The sequence below is a fragment of the Acidisoma sp. S159 genome, from assembly GCF_009766125.1.
In the GTDB taxonomy this organism is placed as follows: domain Bacteria; phylum Pseudomonadota; class Alphaproteobacteria; order Acetobacterales; family Acetobacteraceae; genus Acidisoma.
Map to the genome: position 1 here is coordinate 500,166 of NZ_LMUG01000032.1, position 15,928 is coordinate 516,093.

Annotated in this window: 13 protein-coding genes; 12 read left to right on the plus strand and 1 reads right to left on the minus strand. The window is 62.4% G+C overall.

All coding sequences use genetic code 11. The features are described 5' to 3' along the window. Positions 1–138: 138 nt before the first annotated feature. The 9 genes from GSQ92_RS10210 to GSQ92_RS10250 all read left to right on the plus strand — a co-directional run bounded on the left by GSQ92_RS10210 (position 139) and on the right by GSQ92_RS10250 (position 10,629). On the plus strand, positions 139–1,728 hold the full coding sequence (locus tag GSQ92_RS10210; RefSeq protein ID WP_159013416.1) for an alpha/beta fold hydrolase: 1,590 nt from the start codon (positions 139–141) through the stop codon (positions 1,726–1,728). 15 nt (positions 1,729–1,743) lie between these two features. Then, positions 1,744–1,989, plus strand: coding sequence for an acyl carrier protein (locus GSQ92_RS10215; protein WP_158801690.1), 246 nt, complete (start codon positions 1,744–1,746; stop codon positions 1,987–1,989). Next, a complete protein-coding gene (locus tag GSQ92_RS10220; protein WP_158801691.1) occupies positions 1,976–3,376 on the plus strand; it encodes a class I adenylate-forming enzyme family protein in 1,401 nt (466 codons plus the stop codon). The genes GSQ92_RS10215 and GSQ92_RS10220 overlap by 14 nt, the downstream gene beginning before the upstream one ends. Then, positions 3,369–4,103: an SDR family NAD(P)-dependent oxidoreductase gene (locus tag GSQ92_RS10225; protein WP_158801692.1), complete on the plus strand. Its 735-nt coding sequence runs from the start codon at positions 3,369–3,371 to the stop codon at positions 4,101–4,103. Before GSQ92_RS10220 ends, GSQ92_RS10225 begins: the two co-directional genes overlap by 8 nt. A gap of 142 nt (positions 4,104–4,245) precedes the next feature. After that, a complete protein-coding gene (locus tag GSQ92_RS10230; protein WP_158801693.1) occupies positions 4,246–5,580 on the plus strand; it encodes an O-acetylhomoserine aminocarboxypropyltransferase/cysteine synthase family protein in 1,335 nt (444 codons plus the stop codon). Further along, entirely contained in the window at positions 5,577–6,614 is a 1,038-nt protein-coding gene (locus GSQ92_RS10235) for a homoserine O-succinyltransferase (RefSeq protein WP_158801694.1), read from the plus strand. The genes GSQ92_RS10230 and GSQ92_RS10235 overlap by 4 nt, the downstream gene beginning before the upstream one ends. A 19-nt stretch (positions 6,615–6,633) precedes the next feature. Further along, complete coding sequence (locus GSQ92_RS10240; protein WP_158801695.1) at positions 6,634–8,058, plus strand: pyridoxal-dependent decarboxylase; 1,425 nt, start codon at positions 6,634–6,636, stop codon at positions 8,056–8,058. A 31-nt stretch (positions 8,059–8,089) separates the two neighbouring features. Further along, positions 8,090–8,728, plus strand: a complete 639-nt coding sequence (locus tag GSQ92_RS10245; protein ID WP_158801696.1) for a hypothetical protein — start codon at positions 8,090–8,092, stop codon at positions 8,726–8,728. Between the two features lie 104 nt (positions 8,729–8,832). After that, complete coding sequence (locus GSQ92_RS10250) at positions 8,833–10,629, plus strand: long-chain-acyl-CoA synthetase (RefSeq protein ID WP_158801697.1); 1,797 nt, start codon at positions 8,833–8,835, stop codon at positions 10,627–10,629. Between the two features lie 158 nt (positions 10,630–10,787). Here GSQ92_RS10250 and GSQ92_RS10255 read toward each other — a convergent pair whose 3' ends face one another. Then, positions 10,788–12,092 (minus strand): glycosyltransferase, encoded by a 1,305-nt coding sequence (locus GSQ92_RS10255; RefSeq protein ID WP_254065499.1) that lies wholly within the window; start codon positions 12,090–12,092, stop codon positions 10,788–10,790. A gap of 728 nt (positions 12,093–12,820) precedes the next feature. Here GSQ92_RS10255 and GSQ92_RS10260 point away from each other — a divergent pair. The 3 genes from GSQ92_RS10260 to GSQ92_RS10270 all read left to right on the plus strand — a co-directional run bounded on the left by GSQ92_RS10260 (position 12,821) and on the right by GSQ92_RS10270 (position 15,883). Continuing rightward, positions 12,821–13,930: a glycosyltransferase family 4 protein gene (locus GSQ92_RS10260; RefSeq protein ID WP_254065500.1), complete on the plus strand. Its 1,110-nt coding sequence runs from the start codon at positions 12,821–12,823 to the stop codon at positions 13,928–13,930. Beyond that, positions 13,930–15,054, plus strand: coding sequence for a GDP-mannose 4,6-dehydratase (gene gmd / locus GSQ92_RS10265; RefSeq protein WP_254065501.1), 1,125 nt, complete (start codon positions 13,930–13,932; stop codon positions 15,052–15,054). The genes GSQ92_RS10260 and gmd overlap by 1 nt, the downstream gene beginning before the upstream one ends. Positions 15,055–15,250: 196 nt before the next feature. Beyond that, positions 15,251–15,883: a phosphatase PAP2 family protein gene (locus GSQ92_RS10270; RefSeq protein ID WP_159013417.1), complete on the plus strand. Its 633-nt coding sequence runs from the start codon at positions 15,251–15,253 to the stop codon at positions 15,881–15,883. Positions 15,884–15,928 lie beyond the last annotated feature (45 nt).

Sequence of the window (15,928 nt, forward strand, 5' to 3'; positions counted from 1 at the left end):
CCCTAGGCTACGTCTATTCCGACTTGGTTCGCTGCAAGACGATCGCAGACCCGTAACACTTATGGATGATGGCAGGACCCCTTGGATTTTCTTCCCGACAACCATCCTGACGCAACCTTGCCCATGCGAGGATCCAAAATGCAGGCGATCACTTTCGGCGATTGCTTCGGCTGGCTCCATGACGGTTCCGCGTCATCCGGCAGCGATATCGGTGTGGTACTCTGCACCGGGTTGGGGCGAGATTCCGCCACCGCTCATCGGTCCTTCCGGCTCCTAGCCGATCGCCTCTGTGCCGACGGCTATCCGACGGTCCGTTTCGACTATCCAGGCACCGGCGACTCCTGCGAAATCGCAACAGCCGATTCCTGGGCCGCTTGGGAGAACGGCGTAAACCTCGCCGCCGACACGCTGCGCGCAACCACGAATGTCCAGCGCATCGTGCTGGTTGGCTTGCGGGCCGGGGCAATGCTCGCGACGCTGACCGCGGCCGCGAGAGAGGATGTCGCGGGGCTGGTGTTGCTCGAGCCCGTGCTGCGCGGCAAATCCTATGTGGCGCAACTCACAGTCGAGGCGCGGCTCCGTAGCAAAGGTGTTGCTGACACCAGCGACAGCCTCGATTTGGACGGGTTGCCGCTCACGCGGGAAACCCTCGATCGCATCACGCAGGTTGATCTGCGACAGGTGGCACTACCGTCTGTTCGTGCAATTTCAGTATTCAGCCGTGCGCCGAGCGCACTCCTCACGGCCTGCGTGGAGACTTGGCAAAATCAGGGCGCCTTAGTCGCCTGCTCAGACTTCGAAGGTCTGGACGCTTTGCTCCGCCCGACCCATTTCGCGGACGAACCTCTCGCTGATTTCACGCCGCTCCTGTCGTGGCTGACGGCCACTTTGCCTGCCCAAAAGGCACTTCCGTTCACCTCTAAGTCACCCGAGGCGACGCCGCTGCGTCCCGATGGATGTGTCGAGACCGTGCTGCGGTTCGGCGGCAATGCCACTCTGGTCGGGATTCTTTGCGAACCCGACGGAGCGAAAACTCATTTCGTGGTTGTCATCGGCAATACCGGCGGCGACCCCCATCACGGCTTCGCCCGCTTCTCAGTTGAACTGGCCCGCAGCCTCGCCGCAGAAGGAATCGCGTCGTTGCGGTTCGACTTCCCCGGCCTCGGCGATAGCAGCAACGCTCAAGACGACGGCGCCGAGGATGTGACTCATGCCTTTGAGGCCGATCGCAGCGCGGATTTCGCGGCTGCCATCACAAAACTGCAACAGCTCGGCTTTCAGCGCTTCGCCGTCAAAGGGCTTTGCTCCGGCGCCTATCACGCATTTCACGCCGCCGTGACGGACGAGCGAATCGATACGCTGCTGACCATCAATCTGCCCTGGTTCAGCCTGCGTCTCGATCGACCGCGGCCAGCAAGCTTCACGCGGCGCGCCATGACCACGCTTTCCGAGCGTCAGGCGAAAACCCTCATGCTCTATTCCGAGGGCGATGCCGGTCTGAAACCGCTCGAAGCGCATTTCGGCACGGACGCTGCTGGCCTGACGGAATTTCCGGGCGCCGAGACATCGACTGTCGCGGGCATCGACCACGACCTGACCGGAAGCGCGATGCGGCAATTGGTCGCGCGCCGCCTGATCGATTTTCTGCAAGATCGGCGCCGGCCGCACCAATCTATCCATTCTGAGTCCGCCGCCTCTCTGGCGCCGGCACATGCATTGACCTCGTGAGGAGGATTTCAAACAATGACCGTGCGTTCAGTCATTTTGGAGCAAATCACCCGGGTCGGGGAGCAGCAGAGACGCCAGCTCGCGCCGCTGACAGACAGCCTGCCGCTGCTGGATTCGGGCCTCGATTCGCTATGCCTCGCCATCATCGTCGCCGGACTGGATGACGAGCTTGGCCTCGACCCTCTTTCGGCGAGTGACGATGTCGAATTCCCCGTCACACTCGGCGAATTCATCAAGCTCTACGAAAATGCTGCAGCCTAGCCGCCGGTCCCTCTGGGATCTGGTAGCGCCCGAGGCGGCATCGCCGACGCGCTTCCTCGCCGATCCGCAAACGCGGATCTTGGTTCGGGACCTCGCTGACAGCACGACTCTCAGCGCGAAGCCTGAAACGCTGCGTGGTCTCTCGGTCATGATTTCGACCGACCGCCAGTTGTTGACGGCGCTTGCGCTGATCGAGCTCGACGGCATCGCACGGCGTATCGTTCTCTGCACGCCCGATCTGTCGCCCGCCTTTGTGCAATCGGCGATGATCGACGGGGAAGTCGATGTCGTCGTCACGGATGGCGGCGGCCCGACCCGGGAGGTTGACCACACCCTCAAGACGATCCGTATCGGCACAAGACTTCGTGAAACCCATGTGACGGCCGATCGCAGCGTCGATACGGAGTGGATACTTTTCACCTCCGGCACCACCGGCCGCCCGAAGCTCGCCATGCATACGCTCACCAGCCTTGTGGGTCCGCTGGTCGATAATCCTGCAGCCGGCCGCATTCCGGTCTGGAGCACTTTCTACGACATTCGTCGCTATGGCGGCCTGCAAATCATGCTGCGCGCCTTGGCCGGTGGTGGTTCGCAGGTTTTCTCCAGCGCCGCCGAGCCCGTCGCCGATTTCCTCAAACGCGCTGGCGAATGCGGCGTCACTCATATTTCCGGCACGCCATCGCACTGGCGGCGGGCTTTGATGAGCGGCGCGACCGCGAGCATGGCACCGGATTACGTGCGACTTTCAGGCGAGGCCTGCGACCAGGCGATTCTCGACAGCCTGCAGCGCGCCTATCCACACGCCAATGTCGCCCACGCCTTTGCGTCAACCGAGGCCGGCGTCGCTTTCGATGTGCGTGATGGCAAGGCCGGCTTCCCGGCAGCGCTCATCGATGCTAAGGGCTCCGGCGTCGAGATGCGGGTCGAGGATGGTTCACTCCGCATCCGATCCTCCCGCACGGCAGCCCGCTATCTCGGCGATGTCGCGCCTGCCCTCTCGAACGAGGTCGGCTTCATCGACACCGGGGATCTGCTCGAACTGCGCGGCGATCGCTATTATTTCATCGGGCGCCGCGAGGGAATCATCAATGTCGGCGGACAGAAGGTGCATCCTGAGGCTGTTGAAGCAGTCATCAACGAGCACCCTGCCGTCAGCGTATCCCGCGTCTCGGCACGGAAAAACCCGATAACGGGCGCGGTCGTCGTTGCCGAAATCGTGCTGAAACCCACAGCTACTCCGGCAAACGCGGAGTTCCAAGCGATCGTCGAGGAGATCCGCAAGCTGTGCCACGACCGGCTGGACCCGCATCAGGTTCCGGTGACATTCCGCGAGGTTCCGTCAATCGAGGTCGCCGCCTCTGGCAAATTGGTCCGACCTCGTGCGTAGCGTCCTGGTCACGGGCGGGAGTCGCGGGCTCGGGCTCGGAATAGCCCGCACCCTCGCCGCTTCCGGCTTTCAGGTCATCGCCATCGCGCGAACCGAAACCGAGCAGTTGACGACCGCAATGGCGGAAGTCGCGGGCGCGGGCCGGGGCACATTGTATTTCCACGCCTGCGATCTCACGGACCTCGCCGGCTTGCCGGCGATGGTGAAAGCCGTGCGAGCCGCCCATGGCCCCATCTATGGCCTGGTCAATAACGCCGGCATCGGTACGCCTGGCGTTCTGGCGAATATGAAAGACGCCGATATCGAGCGGCTGGTGACGCTGAATACCACCGCGCCGATGATGCTGACCAAATACGTCATTCGCACAATGCTCGCCGCGGGCGATGGCCGTATTGTGAATATTTCCTCTGTTGTCGGACTCACTGGATATTCTGGCCTTTCCGTCTATAGCGCGACGAAGGCCGCTCTGCTCGGCTTCACACGGTCACTCGCCAGGGAAGCCGGAAAACTCGGCATAACCGTCAATGCCGTCGCGCCGGGATTCGTCGATACCGAGATGACTCACGGGGTTGGGGAGCCCGAGCGAGAGAAGATCATGCGCCGCAGCGCCCTCCAGCGGATGCCCGAAGTCTCGGACATCGCGAACATGGTCGACTACCTGCTCAGTGACAAAGCCAGAAATATCACTGGAACTGTCATGACTGTGGACGCCGGCAATACCGCTTAATCGGCATTTATGACGCGGCTCCACCCTTTCGGATGAATTGCTTTCAATTCAAGTAACGTGGTCTTTTGTGTCTGTCGCCGTTGGTAGTCAAGCTTGACAAAACGGGCGCCCGAAGACCACTGCAAGCAGGATCCCATTTCCAATGCGGAACGAGACTCTCGCCCTTCACGCAGGCTTCGATATGGACCCGGCGACGAACGCGATCGCCGTGCCGATCTACCAGACCGTCGCCTATGGCTTCGATGACGCCGACCACGCCGCTGCGCTCTTCAACCTCGAAGTGCCCGGCTATCGCTACAGCCGAATCGGCAACCCGACCAATTCCGTGCTCGAACAGCGTGTCGCCGCGCTGGAGGGCGGCCTGGAGGCGCTCGTTGTGAGCACTGGCCAAGCCGCACTCCATTACGCCGTTGCGAATCTGGCGACGCCGGGCACCAACCTGGTTTCCGTGCCGCAGCTCTATGGCACGACCCATTCGATGTTCGCGCATTACCTGCCGGATATCGGCATCACCGTCCGCTTCGCCGAGAGCGACCGCCCCGAGGACATCGAGAAGCTCATCGATGGCCAGACCCGCGCGGTTTATTGCGAGAGTGTCGGCAATCCGGCCGGCAATATCTCGGACATTGGCGCTCTCGCCGAAGTCGCCCACCGCCACGGCGTCCCGCTGATGGTCGACAACACCGTCGCGACGCCGATCCTGCTGCGGCCCATCGAGCATGGCGCCGATATCGTGATCCATTCGCTCACCAAGTTCATGGGTGGGCATGGCACCACGCTCGGTGGCGCGATCGTCGATAGCGGCAAGTTTCCCTGGGCTGACCATCCAGAGCGCTTTCCGATGTTCAGCAAGGCGGACGCCTCCTACCACGGCCTGGTCTACACAAAGCATTTCGGCGCCGCCGCCTATATCGCGCGCTGCCGCAGCGTTCATCTCCGCACCACGGGCGCGGCACTTTCCCCGTTCAACGCCTTCCTGCTTCTCCAGGGCATCGAGACCGTCGCCGTCCGCGTCGATCGACACGTCGAGAACACCAAGCGCGTTGCCCAATTCCTGCGTGACGATCCGCGGGTTGGCTGGGTCAATTACGCCGGCTTCTCCGACAGCCGCTATCACAGCCTGGTCGAGAAGTATCTCGGCGGCCGCGCCTGCTCGCTGCTGACCTTCGGAGTCAAAGGCGGGTTCAGCGCCGGCGTGCGGTTCTATGATGGCCTGCAGATGATTAAGCGGGTCGTCAATCTCGGCGACTCGAAGTCCCTGGCTTGCCATCCTGCTTCCACGACGCATCGCCAGATGTCGGCGGAAGAGCAGCGCAAGGCGGGCGTAACACCCGAAACGATCCGTCTCAGTATCGGCATTGAGCATGTCGATGACATCATCGCCGATCTCGATCAGGCGCTCGCGACAGCCGTTGGCGAAATCTACCTTCCTGACGCCCCGCAGGGCCGGGTGCGCATCCCCGAGGTGGTACGATGAATTGGCTCGGTGAACAGAATCTCGCGACCGATCGCCGATCGAGCGACCGGCCAATCGTAATCGGACTCGTCAACAACACGTCCGACCGCGCGCTGAAGGTGACGGAAACGCAGTTTCTCCGGCTGCTGCTTGCCGCCGCGCCGGATGTTCCCCTGCACCTGAAGCTTTTCACCTTTCCGGAGATCCCGCGAGCCACTCCCCCGCGTGGCTGCATGGATGACGCCTATGCCGATCTGGCGGCGCTGTACGACACCAATGTCGATGCGTTGATCGTGACCGGGATGGAGCCGCAAACGTCGCGGCTCGATCACGAGCCGATGTGGGCGAGCTTCAAGAAGCTCGTGGACTGGGCCGAGGACCGGTCGCTCCCGGTGATGTGGTCCTGCCTCGCCGCTCATGCGGCCGTGCTCCATCTCGATGGTGTGGAGAGAGTGCAAGCCGGCACAAAGGTCTCCGGCGTTTTCGACTGCGAGGTCGCCTCGACCGAGCATCCGCTGATGGCGGGGATCAGCCCGCGCTGGGCGATCCCGCATTCACGCCAGTTTGGTGTTCCCGAGGAATCCCTGGTCGTGAGCGGCTACCGCGTTCTTTCGCGCTGCCCCGAAGTTGGGGTCGATGCATTCGTGAAGGACGGTCTGCCCTTCCTGTTCCTTCAGGGCCATCCGGAATATGACGCGGACACTCTCCTCCGTGAATATACCCGCGATGCGCGCCGCTACCTCATCGGTGAGCGGGACCTGTATCCTTCCGTGCCCTCGCATTACTTTGGTGCGGAAATCGACAGCGAACTCGCGCGTATCCGGCAGCGCGCGCTCGATGGTCAGCGCGATCTTGCTCTGCTGCAAGAAATCACGAATTTGGCGAAGGCCGCTCCTCATTCGGGCTCATGGCAGGCTCCGGCCACCCGCCTCTATGAGAATTGGCTGAACACGGCTGTCCGCCGGGATCACGCCTGCCACCTGAAGCAACTTCTCGGCGATGTCGCCGGCGGGAAGATCCTCGTGCCCGACAACGAAACCGCGACCGTGCGCTGAGCCAATGAGCACTGACTCCATGCAAATCGCCGCGCCCGCGCCGTTGTTCGCCGACCCCGGCGATCGCAAGGTGTGGGAAGATTTCCTGACGAAGGCACTGGCCGAGTCCCTTCAGCGGATCCCCGCGGGAAACGTCAGCCCGGATCTGGACTTCGGCAGGTTTCGCGACAGCCTCAAGTCATTCGACTTCGAGACCCCGCGTTCATTGTCCGAGCTGCTGCCCTGGGTCATCGAGCAGCTTGAGCATGGCATCGTCCATCTCAACCACCCGCGCTATTTCGGCCTTTTCAATCCGCAGCCTTCCTTCGCAGCGGAATGCGCGGAGCGAATCGTCTCCGCCTTCAACCCGCAGCTTGCCAGCGCCACCACATCGCCGGTTCCGGTCGAGATTGAAGCCCACGTCATCCGCGCAATCGCGGCGCGTGTTGGCTTGGCGCCTGGTGCCGGCGGCCACTTCACTTCGGGCGGTTCGGAGGCGAATTTCACGTCGCTGATCTGCGCGCTCACGGAAGCCAATCCTCTTTTCGCCACCGAAGGCGTCCGCGCTTATGCCGGGCCGCCGATGCTGTATGTTTCCGAAGACGCGCATCTCGCCTGGGTAAAAATCGCGCATCTGGCGGGTATCGGCCGCTCCTCGCTCCGTCTCGTGGCGACAGATCGCGATGGCCGCATGGACATGCAGGCACTCGCCGACACCATCCGCGCCGATAAGGCTGAGGGCCGGATTCCCGTGATGATCGTCGCCACCGCTGGCACGACGGGCGCGGGGATGATCGATCCGATCACCGCTTCCGCCGAGATTGCCCGGGCCAATGGCGCCTGGTTCCACGTCGATGCCGCCTGGGGCGGCGCGCTGATCGCTTCCGAAAAGCTGCGCCATCTGCTCGCCGGCATCGAAAGTGCCGACTCGGTCACGATCGATGCGCATAAGTGGTTCGCGACGACCATGGCCTGCGGCATGTTCATTACCAGCCGACCCGAGGTTATGTCGGACGCCTTCCACGTCGCAGTCACCTTCATGCCATCGACGACGCGAACGCTGGATCCTTACCTCAACACGGTCCAATGGTCGCGCCGCTTCCTTGGCCTTCGCCTCTTCCTCTCTCTGGCCTCGGTTGGCTGGGACGGTTACGGCGAACATGTCGAGCGTTCGGTCGCTTTGACCAACCTCCTCAAGCGGGAACTCGTAGCGCAGGGATGGACCTCCGCGAACGACTCACCGCTCGGGGTGCTATGCGTCGATCCGCCGCCGGGCTTCCCGTCCGCGCGTGCGATCACGCGAGAAATCGTCGCGTCACAATCCGCCTGGGTGTCCAGCACTTCGTTCCGCGGGCGTGATGTCGTGCGTATGTGTGTCACGAATGGTCAGACGATGCCTGAAGACGTCCTGGCCTTGGCTCGCTTACTCCAAAAGTTCAAGCAGCCGGCGACCGCAGATTCCTAGTATATTTCATCATCGTTTGGAGCATCTCACCATGACCGTTCTTGAAACCTACAAATTCCGCAAAGTCATCGATGACATCGGAAATCTGCGCTGGACCTCGCTGACGTCCGAGGACATGACGGCCGTCGCCTGGGCCTATTACTACTTCTCGATCCAGTTCCGCGAGAACCTGCAGATCGCTCGCAGCCTCTATCCGAATGACGAGAAGCTGATCCAGCTCGAGCAGGAAGAGTGCGACACTGACAACCTGTCGCCCTGGCCCGGCGTCGTCATGCACGGCGAAAAGGTCAACCACGACGAGTATATGCGCCGCACCCTCGATCTTCTCCCGATCGAGCGCAGCAAGGCCGTTTACTTCGCCAATGTCGGCGCGGCCTATCTGGAAGAAGTCCAGAAGCTCGACAACACCTCGCGCGCGGCTTCCATCGCGAGCTATGAGGACGGCGGTCTCGAGACCGTTTTCCGCGCGATCCTGCAGTACAGCAACTGGGACAACGCTCTCCTGCGGTCCTTCGAGCACTTCCTGGCCGAGCATGTCCGTTTCGACAGCGACCCGGAGCAGGGCCATGGCGCGCTGAGCCGGCACATCAAGCTCGACGACCGCGTGCTGCCGCTTTGGGAAGCCTTCAAGATGCTGCTCGTGACCTGCGTTCCGAGACTGTCGTCCTGAGGCCAGGCTCGCCTCGAGCACCGGTCGCGGCTCATTGTTCGGTTCAGAAAGCTATCTGAGCCGGAGAATGGGCCGCCGGGGCTCCCATAAGGGGATATACCCGCGTGACTGAGGATGCCAAGGCTTCCCGTTCTGCGCTCGAGGATTGGAGCCGCGCGCTTCAATACAGGAAGCAGATCGAGATCAGCGGCCATACAACGCTATTGTCGGCGCTCGGTGATCTGGTCGCCACGAAAGGCGAGAACCTTGCGCTGATCGGGGAAGATGGCGCGCTGACCTATCGCGCGCTGGTTGATTTGTCCCATCGCTATGCGCGCTGGGGATTGGAGCAAGGGCTGGAGCCAGGCGCCACCGTCTGCCTCCTCATGCCGAATTGCCCCGACTATGTGGCGATCTGGCTCGGTCTGTCGCAGATCGGCTGTGCCGTCGCGCTCATCAACACGAACCTCACGGGCGATGCGCTCGCGCATTGCATCCGCCTGGCAAATGCCCAGCAGATTATTGTTGCGAGCTTAATGCTGCCCCGCGTCACCGCGCTTTCCGCGAAACTGCCTGAGGGCATGGACATCTGGCTCCACGGCGAAAGTGACGAGATCCGTTATCCTCGGATTGACCTTGATGTCGCGACCGGCAGCTGCGATCCCTCCGAGACGCCGCGTGCGCGTTTGCCCAAGGCTCATGACCGTGCGTTGCTGATAAATACTTCCGGCACCACGGGCCTGCCCAAGGCGGCGTTTGTCAGCCACGCCAGAATACTCGAATGGAGCTACTGGTTCGCCGGTCTGATGGACGCACGGCCCGAAGACCGGCTGTATAATTGCCTGCCGATGTATCACAGCGTTGGCGGTGTCGTCGCGATCGGCTCGATGCTGACGCAGGGCGCTTCGATCGTGATCCGCACCCGCTTTTCCGCCAGCCGATTCTGGGACGATGTGGTCGATCATGGCTGCACGGTATTCCAGTATATCGGCGAGCTTTGCCGTTACCTGGTTCAGACCCCCGAGCATCCCCGCGAGCGCGCTCACAAACTGCGACTGTGCTGCGGCAATGGTCTTCAGGGCGAGGTCTGGGAGCGTTTCCAGGCGCGCTTCGCCGTGCCCCGCATCCTCGAATTCTACGCGGCGACCGAAGGCAATGTTTCGCTGTACAATTGCGAGGGCAAGCCCGGCGCGATCGGCCGCATCCCGAGTTTCCTGCGGCACAGCTTTCCTGTGGCGCTCGTCAAGATCGATGTCGAGACGGGCGAGCCTTTGCGTGACGAGGCCGGATTCTGCATCCGCTGCGCGGCCGACGAACCCGGCGAGGCTCTCGGGAAACTTCTGTCCGACAGTTCCTCGCCCGCCCGCCGTTTCGATGGCTACACAGACGAGTCGGCTTCAGCTCGCAAGATTTTACGCGATGTCTTCGCGCCGGGGGATCGCTGGTTTCGCACCGGCGATATGATGCGCAAAGACGAGGCCGGCTTTTTCTACTTCGTCGACCGGCTGGGGGACACGTTCCGCTGGAAAGGCGAAAACGTCTCGACCACGGAAGTCGCCGCCGTCATCGGCTCGTGCCATGGCGTGACCGACGCGGTCGTCTACGGCGTGGCGATACCGGGTGTAGAGGGCCGCGTCGGCATGGCCGCCATTGCCGCCGACAAGCGCTTCAACCTCGAAACTCTCAGAACCCATATGCATGCGAGCTTGCCGGACTACGCCCGGCCGCTTTTCGTGCGCCTCACGGACGGCATCGAGATCACCGGCACCTTCAAGACGACGAAGGGTTCGCTTTCCCGCGAGGGTCTGTCGAATGCTGCTCCGGAGTCGGCGGTGTGGTTCGATGACCGGACGCGACAGGCGTTCGTAAAATGCGACCAACCGCTGCTGCGCAAAATCTGCGACGGTGAATTGCGGCTGTAGTAGCTGCTTACTCACGACTAATTCCGAGAGCACTCGTCATGCTCGGCGAGGCCGGGCATCTACGCCTGCCGTCACCGCCAGAAGCAAGGCGTGAATCCCCGGGCTTCGCCGAGGATGACGTCGGGGAATTGTTACGAAGTGCGGCGGGTTAGATCGAGCTAAGCGACAATCCGGTCCACTAGCGCGCAGACTTCCCGCCTGAACCGAGACCGCGAGAAACGCAGAGAATTGGCGCGGCAAGCGTCACTTGTGATCGCCGAACCGATCGCCTCGAACTCCTCAATCGCCGCCGTAACAGACGCCGCATCCTGACGGTCGAACAAAACACCCGTGGGCGGTCCCTCTCCTTCACTCACGACGATGTCGGTCACACCGCCGCGCCGGAAAGCAATTACCGGCGTGCCACAGGCCTGCGCCTCGACCATCGTGATGCCGAAATCCTCCTCGGCCGCGAAAACCGCGGCTTTCGCGGCCTGCATCAGAGCGACAAGATCCTTCTTGGGGATCGCCCCCCGGAACTCGATATTTTTCGCCCCGCGCGCCGCCGCGCGCACGCTCGCCGCCTCTGGTCCGTCACCAACGACGATCAGGCGACGACCAGGCTGCTGCCTGAAGCTTTCCACCACCACTTCCGCACGCTTGTAAGGCACGAAGCGGCAGGCGAGGAGATAGAAATCCTCCTTACCGGCACCCGGCCTGAAACCGTCAACATTGACTGGCGGAAAAATCACGGTGGCCTCGCGCCGGTAGTTCTTCTCGATGCGGCGAGAAATATAAGCAGAATTGGCGATGAAATGATCGACGTGCTGGGCGCTCGCCATATCCCACTGCCGCAGCCGCGCGAAAAGCCAGCGCGCGTAGAGCGCCTTGAGCCCCCAGCGCAGCCGCGCTTGCCTCAGATACTGGTGCTGCAAATCCCAGATATAGCGCATCGGGGAATGGACATAGCTGATATGGATCTGATCCGGCCCAGTGATCACGCCTTTAGCGACGGCATGGCTGCTGGAGATGATGAGATCAAAGCCCGTGAGATCGAACTGCTCGATCGCAAGCGGCATCAGCCCGAGATATTTGCGGAACTGCTTCCGCGCCTGCGGAAGGCGCTGGATGAAGGTCGTATGGACCTTGCGGCCCTGTAGAAAGGCGCGGTCTTCCGTCTTCATGAAGTCGACAACCGCGAACACCTCGGCGGTGGGGAAACAGAGCAGGAGCTGCTCCAACACGCTCTCGGAGCCCGCAAAGGTTTCCAGCCACTCATGGACGATTGCCACGCGCATCCCGATGGTCGCTTGGGACGTCGCGCGCGGTGTCATCACCGGCGACCAGGCCGGGCCGAAATCACCGAAATCCAGATCAAGGCCAGCGTCGAGCTCCCAGTCCTCAGGGGCGTGATGGCCCTCGACTGTGCGGCATTTGGGAGCGTTAGTGAAGCCGGCAGGCGCCTGCTCTCCGACGTACGACATTCATATTCCCCGCGGCAGTCGCGATGATCTCGCGGCGCCGGATGTTAGATTTAGTTCCTGTTAGTTGCGCTGTGACGCCGCCTTTTCGAGGTATGTGACCCCAGCGCCACGCTTCGATTTGGCTAATGGGCAGATTTTCCCCGTCTTCAAGGTCACGGACCCACGGTTGCAGGGCAGGTAACCCCGGGGATCGGCCTCCATCAGGCGCCTTCACTGGGCTTGTCGGTCCAAGGGATAGCAATGTCCTCCTTTGGGCGAACTTTCCTTTTGGGGCCTGAGGCATGCAAAGTGTTGATCGAACAGCGGCAGCTTCGGTTTTGACACTGGTGTGTCTTCTACATCCGCCGCCGGACGAGCTTTCAATAACGTGATGGGACCGCCAATGACCGCCTGGACGCAAGCGTGATGCAGTTGATCATCGAGACCGCCGCTTTCCGGCAAGTCGAACGCGCCCACACGTCTATACAGATCTGCAAGCTATTTGCCGCTTCTGGCTCTACGTCATTGGAACAGCCCGCGCATCTACGCCTCATGGCTAGCTTGCCGCGTACACATCTTCGTGTGACTTCGGCAAATCGACACAGTAACGACAGGAGAACGTCATGGGGTCAGTAGTGGAGGCACTCGCAAATAGCGCCCGCCCTCTGAGCGCCTCGAACAAAGGGCTGAACACCATGAGAGTCGCACTCGTACACGAGTGGCTCACGACCTATGCTGGCTCCGAGAAAGTGCTCGAGGTCATGCTGTCGGAGTTTCCGAACGCCGACCTCTATACGCTGATCGACCGCCTGCCGGAGCAGCATCGCGCTGGCTTCAGCGGCAGGAAGATCAACACGACCTTCCTGCAGAAGGTGCCCTTCGTTCAGCACTTCTACCGGTGGCTCCTGCCGTTCATGCCGATGGCCATCGAGCAGCTCGATATGTCCGGTTATGACGTCGTGATCAGCAACAGCCATGCGGTTGCCAAAGGCATCATCACGGGCCCGGACCAGCTGCATATCTGCTATTGCTACACGCCGATGCGCTATGCCTGGGACCTTCAGGCGCAGTACCTCAAAGAATCGAACATGGAGCGCGGCGTACGCAGCATCCTGTCGCGATATCTCCTGCACAAGATCCGGATGTGGGATTATCGCTCGGCGCAGAGCGTCGACCACTTCATCGCCTGCTCCAACTATATCGGGCGGCGCATCAAGAAGGCGTATAATCGCGATTCCGTCACGATCTATCCGAACGTCGACACCGAGAAATTCGTTCCCGGCCAGGCGAAGGAAGATTTCTACCTAACCTCCTCGCGCATGGTCCCCTACAAAAAGATCCACCTGATCGTGGAAGCCTTCTCGAAGATGCCGGACCGCAAGCTGGTGGTGATCGGCACCGGGCCGCAGTTCAAGCGGATCAAGGCGCTGGCCGGTCCGAACGTGACCATCATGGGCTACCAGCCCTTCTCCGTCCTGCTCGACCATATGCAGCGGGCACGGGCCTTTATCTTCGCGGCCGAGGAGGATTTCGGCATCACGCCGATCGAGGCCCAGGCCTGCGGCACGCCCGTCATCGCCTACGGCCGTGGCGGTGCCGTCGAGACAGTGGCGAACGGCGTCAGCGGCCTGCTGTTCCACGAGCAGAGCGCCGAAGCCATCGCGGCGGCGGTTGTTCAGTTCGAGAAGGCCGAAGGCCAGTTCGATCCCGAGCGGGTCCGCGCGCATGCCCTGCGCTTCTCCACCGAACGCTTCCGTTCGGAATTCACCCGCTTCGTGCGCTCCCGCTGGGAGACCCACGCGAGCAAGCTCCACCGCGGTGGTGTGAGACCCCACATGGTAAATGAGGATGCAGCCTGATGCCCCCTGACACGATGGCCGAACTGACCTCGGAAACCCAGATCGCGTCGCAGCGAACGAAATCCGCCCTGATCACCGGAATTTCCGGCCAGGATGGCGCCTACCTGGCGAAGTTCCTGCTGGGCAAGGGCTATACCGTTCACGGCACCTATCGGCGGACGAGCTCGGTGAATTTCTGGCGCCTGGAAGAGCTCGGGATCCTCAACCACCCCAGGCTCATCCTGTCGGTCAACGATGTGACCGATCCGGTGTCCTGCATCCGCATGCTGGAAGCCGCCCGCCCCAGCGAGGTCTATAACCTCGCCGCGCAGAGCTTCGTCGGCGCGTCCTTCGACCAGCCGGAGACCACGGCGCAGATCACCGGCCTCGGCGCGCTCCACCTTCTCGAAGCGATCCGCACCGTTGATCCGACCATCCGCTACTACCAGGCGTCGACCGCCGAGATGTTCGGCCTGGTGCAGTCTATTCCGCAGTCGGAGGCGACGCCCTTCTATCCGCGCAGCCCCTATGCGGTCGCCAAGCTCTATGCCCATTGGATCACGGTGAACTATCGCGAATCCTATAATATCTTCGGTAGCTGCGGCATCCTCTTCAATCACGAGTCGCCGCTGCGTGGCCTCGAATTCGTGACCCGCAAGATCACCGATGGCGTGGCGGCACTGGCGGTTGGCGGCGAAACACCGATCCGACTCGGCAACATCAATGCCGAACGCGATTGGGGCTATGCGGAGGAATATGTCGAAGGGATGTGGCGGATGCTGCAAGCCGAGGAAGCCGACACCTTCGTCTTCGCCACCAACAAGACGAACACTGTGCGTGACTTCGCTACCTGGGCGTTCCAGGCGGCCGATATCGAGGTCGTTTGGCAGGGCAGCGGTGTCAATGAGCGTGGCACCTGCCGCCGCACCAACCGCCTGCTGGTCGAGATCACGCCGGAGTTCTATCGCCCGGCCGAAGTCGAGTTCCTCATCGGCGATCCGTCCAAAGCCCTTGCCAAGATCGGCTGGGCGCCGGTCATGCCCGTGCGGGAGCTGTGCCAGAAGATGGTGGACGCCGATCTCCTGCGGCATCGCCGGAAGCACGCCACCGCCCGCGCTTTATCCGAGGCGCTGACGCTCGCGTAGGCGGCCTGGCCAAAGGGGGCAGCGGCGGTCCTCCGCCCCTGCCCTCGGCGCGGCCCGGACCGGCTCAGATCATCGCATCTGAGCCGGTTTTCTTTTGCCTGACGGGCGCGGGGGCGGCTTCAGCCACCGCCGGTTGCGGTCAGGCCTTCGCCCATGGCATCAGCCCGCCAGGAATTGAGCGGCGACCGCCACCCAGATGTATGAGCTTTTGACCGTGATCACCGGTGTCGGGGATTCCGCCGCGATGCTGCCGGCCGGGGCTGGCTTGATGCTGTGGCTCGTGATCAACGGCATGAGACGCGACGCGGTCTTACTGTTTGCCGTGCTGGGCGCTGGCGCCGCCGTGGTCCTGGCGACCAAGCTTGCCTTCCTGGGCTGGGGCCTCGGCATCCCCGCCTTGCGGTTCGCCGGCATCAGCGGCCACGCGATGCTCGCCTGCTCCATCATGCCGATTGCCGCCTATTTCATCAGCCGGCGTGCTGGTGTCCGCACGCGGATCGCCGCCGCGCTGCTGGGCTTCGCGGTCGGTGTGGCGATCGGTATTTCGCGGGTCGCGCTCTCGGCGCATTCATGGTCGGAGATCGTCGCCGGCTGCGCTCTAGGCGGCCTTGTGGCGCTGGTTTATTTGCGCTTCGCGTGGCTACCGCTCCGTGCGGCCTTCAACTGGTGGCCGATCATTGGCGCTGGAGCGACTGTGCTGATCGTGGCGCTAGCCGGGGTGCGCGCGCCCTCGGAACATCTGATCGTCCAGATGGCGCTGCATCTGTCGCGCCATGACGAGCCTTACGCTCGGCCAGGCCCGGTGGGCGCGGCGGCCTCGGGGAGTTGATCCCGGGTCGCACCGCGGCCCAGTCGGCCGGTAGCTAGTCTCCCT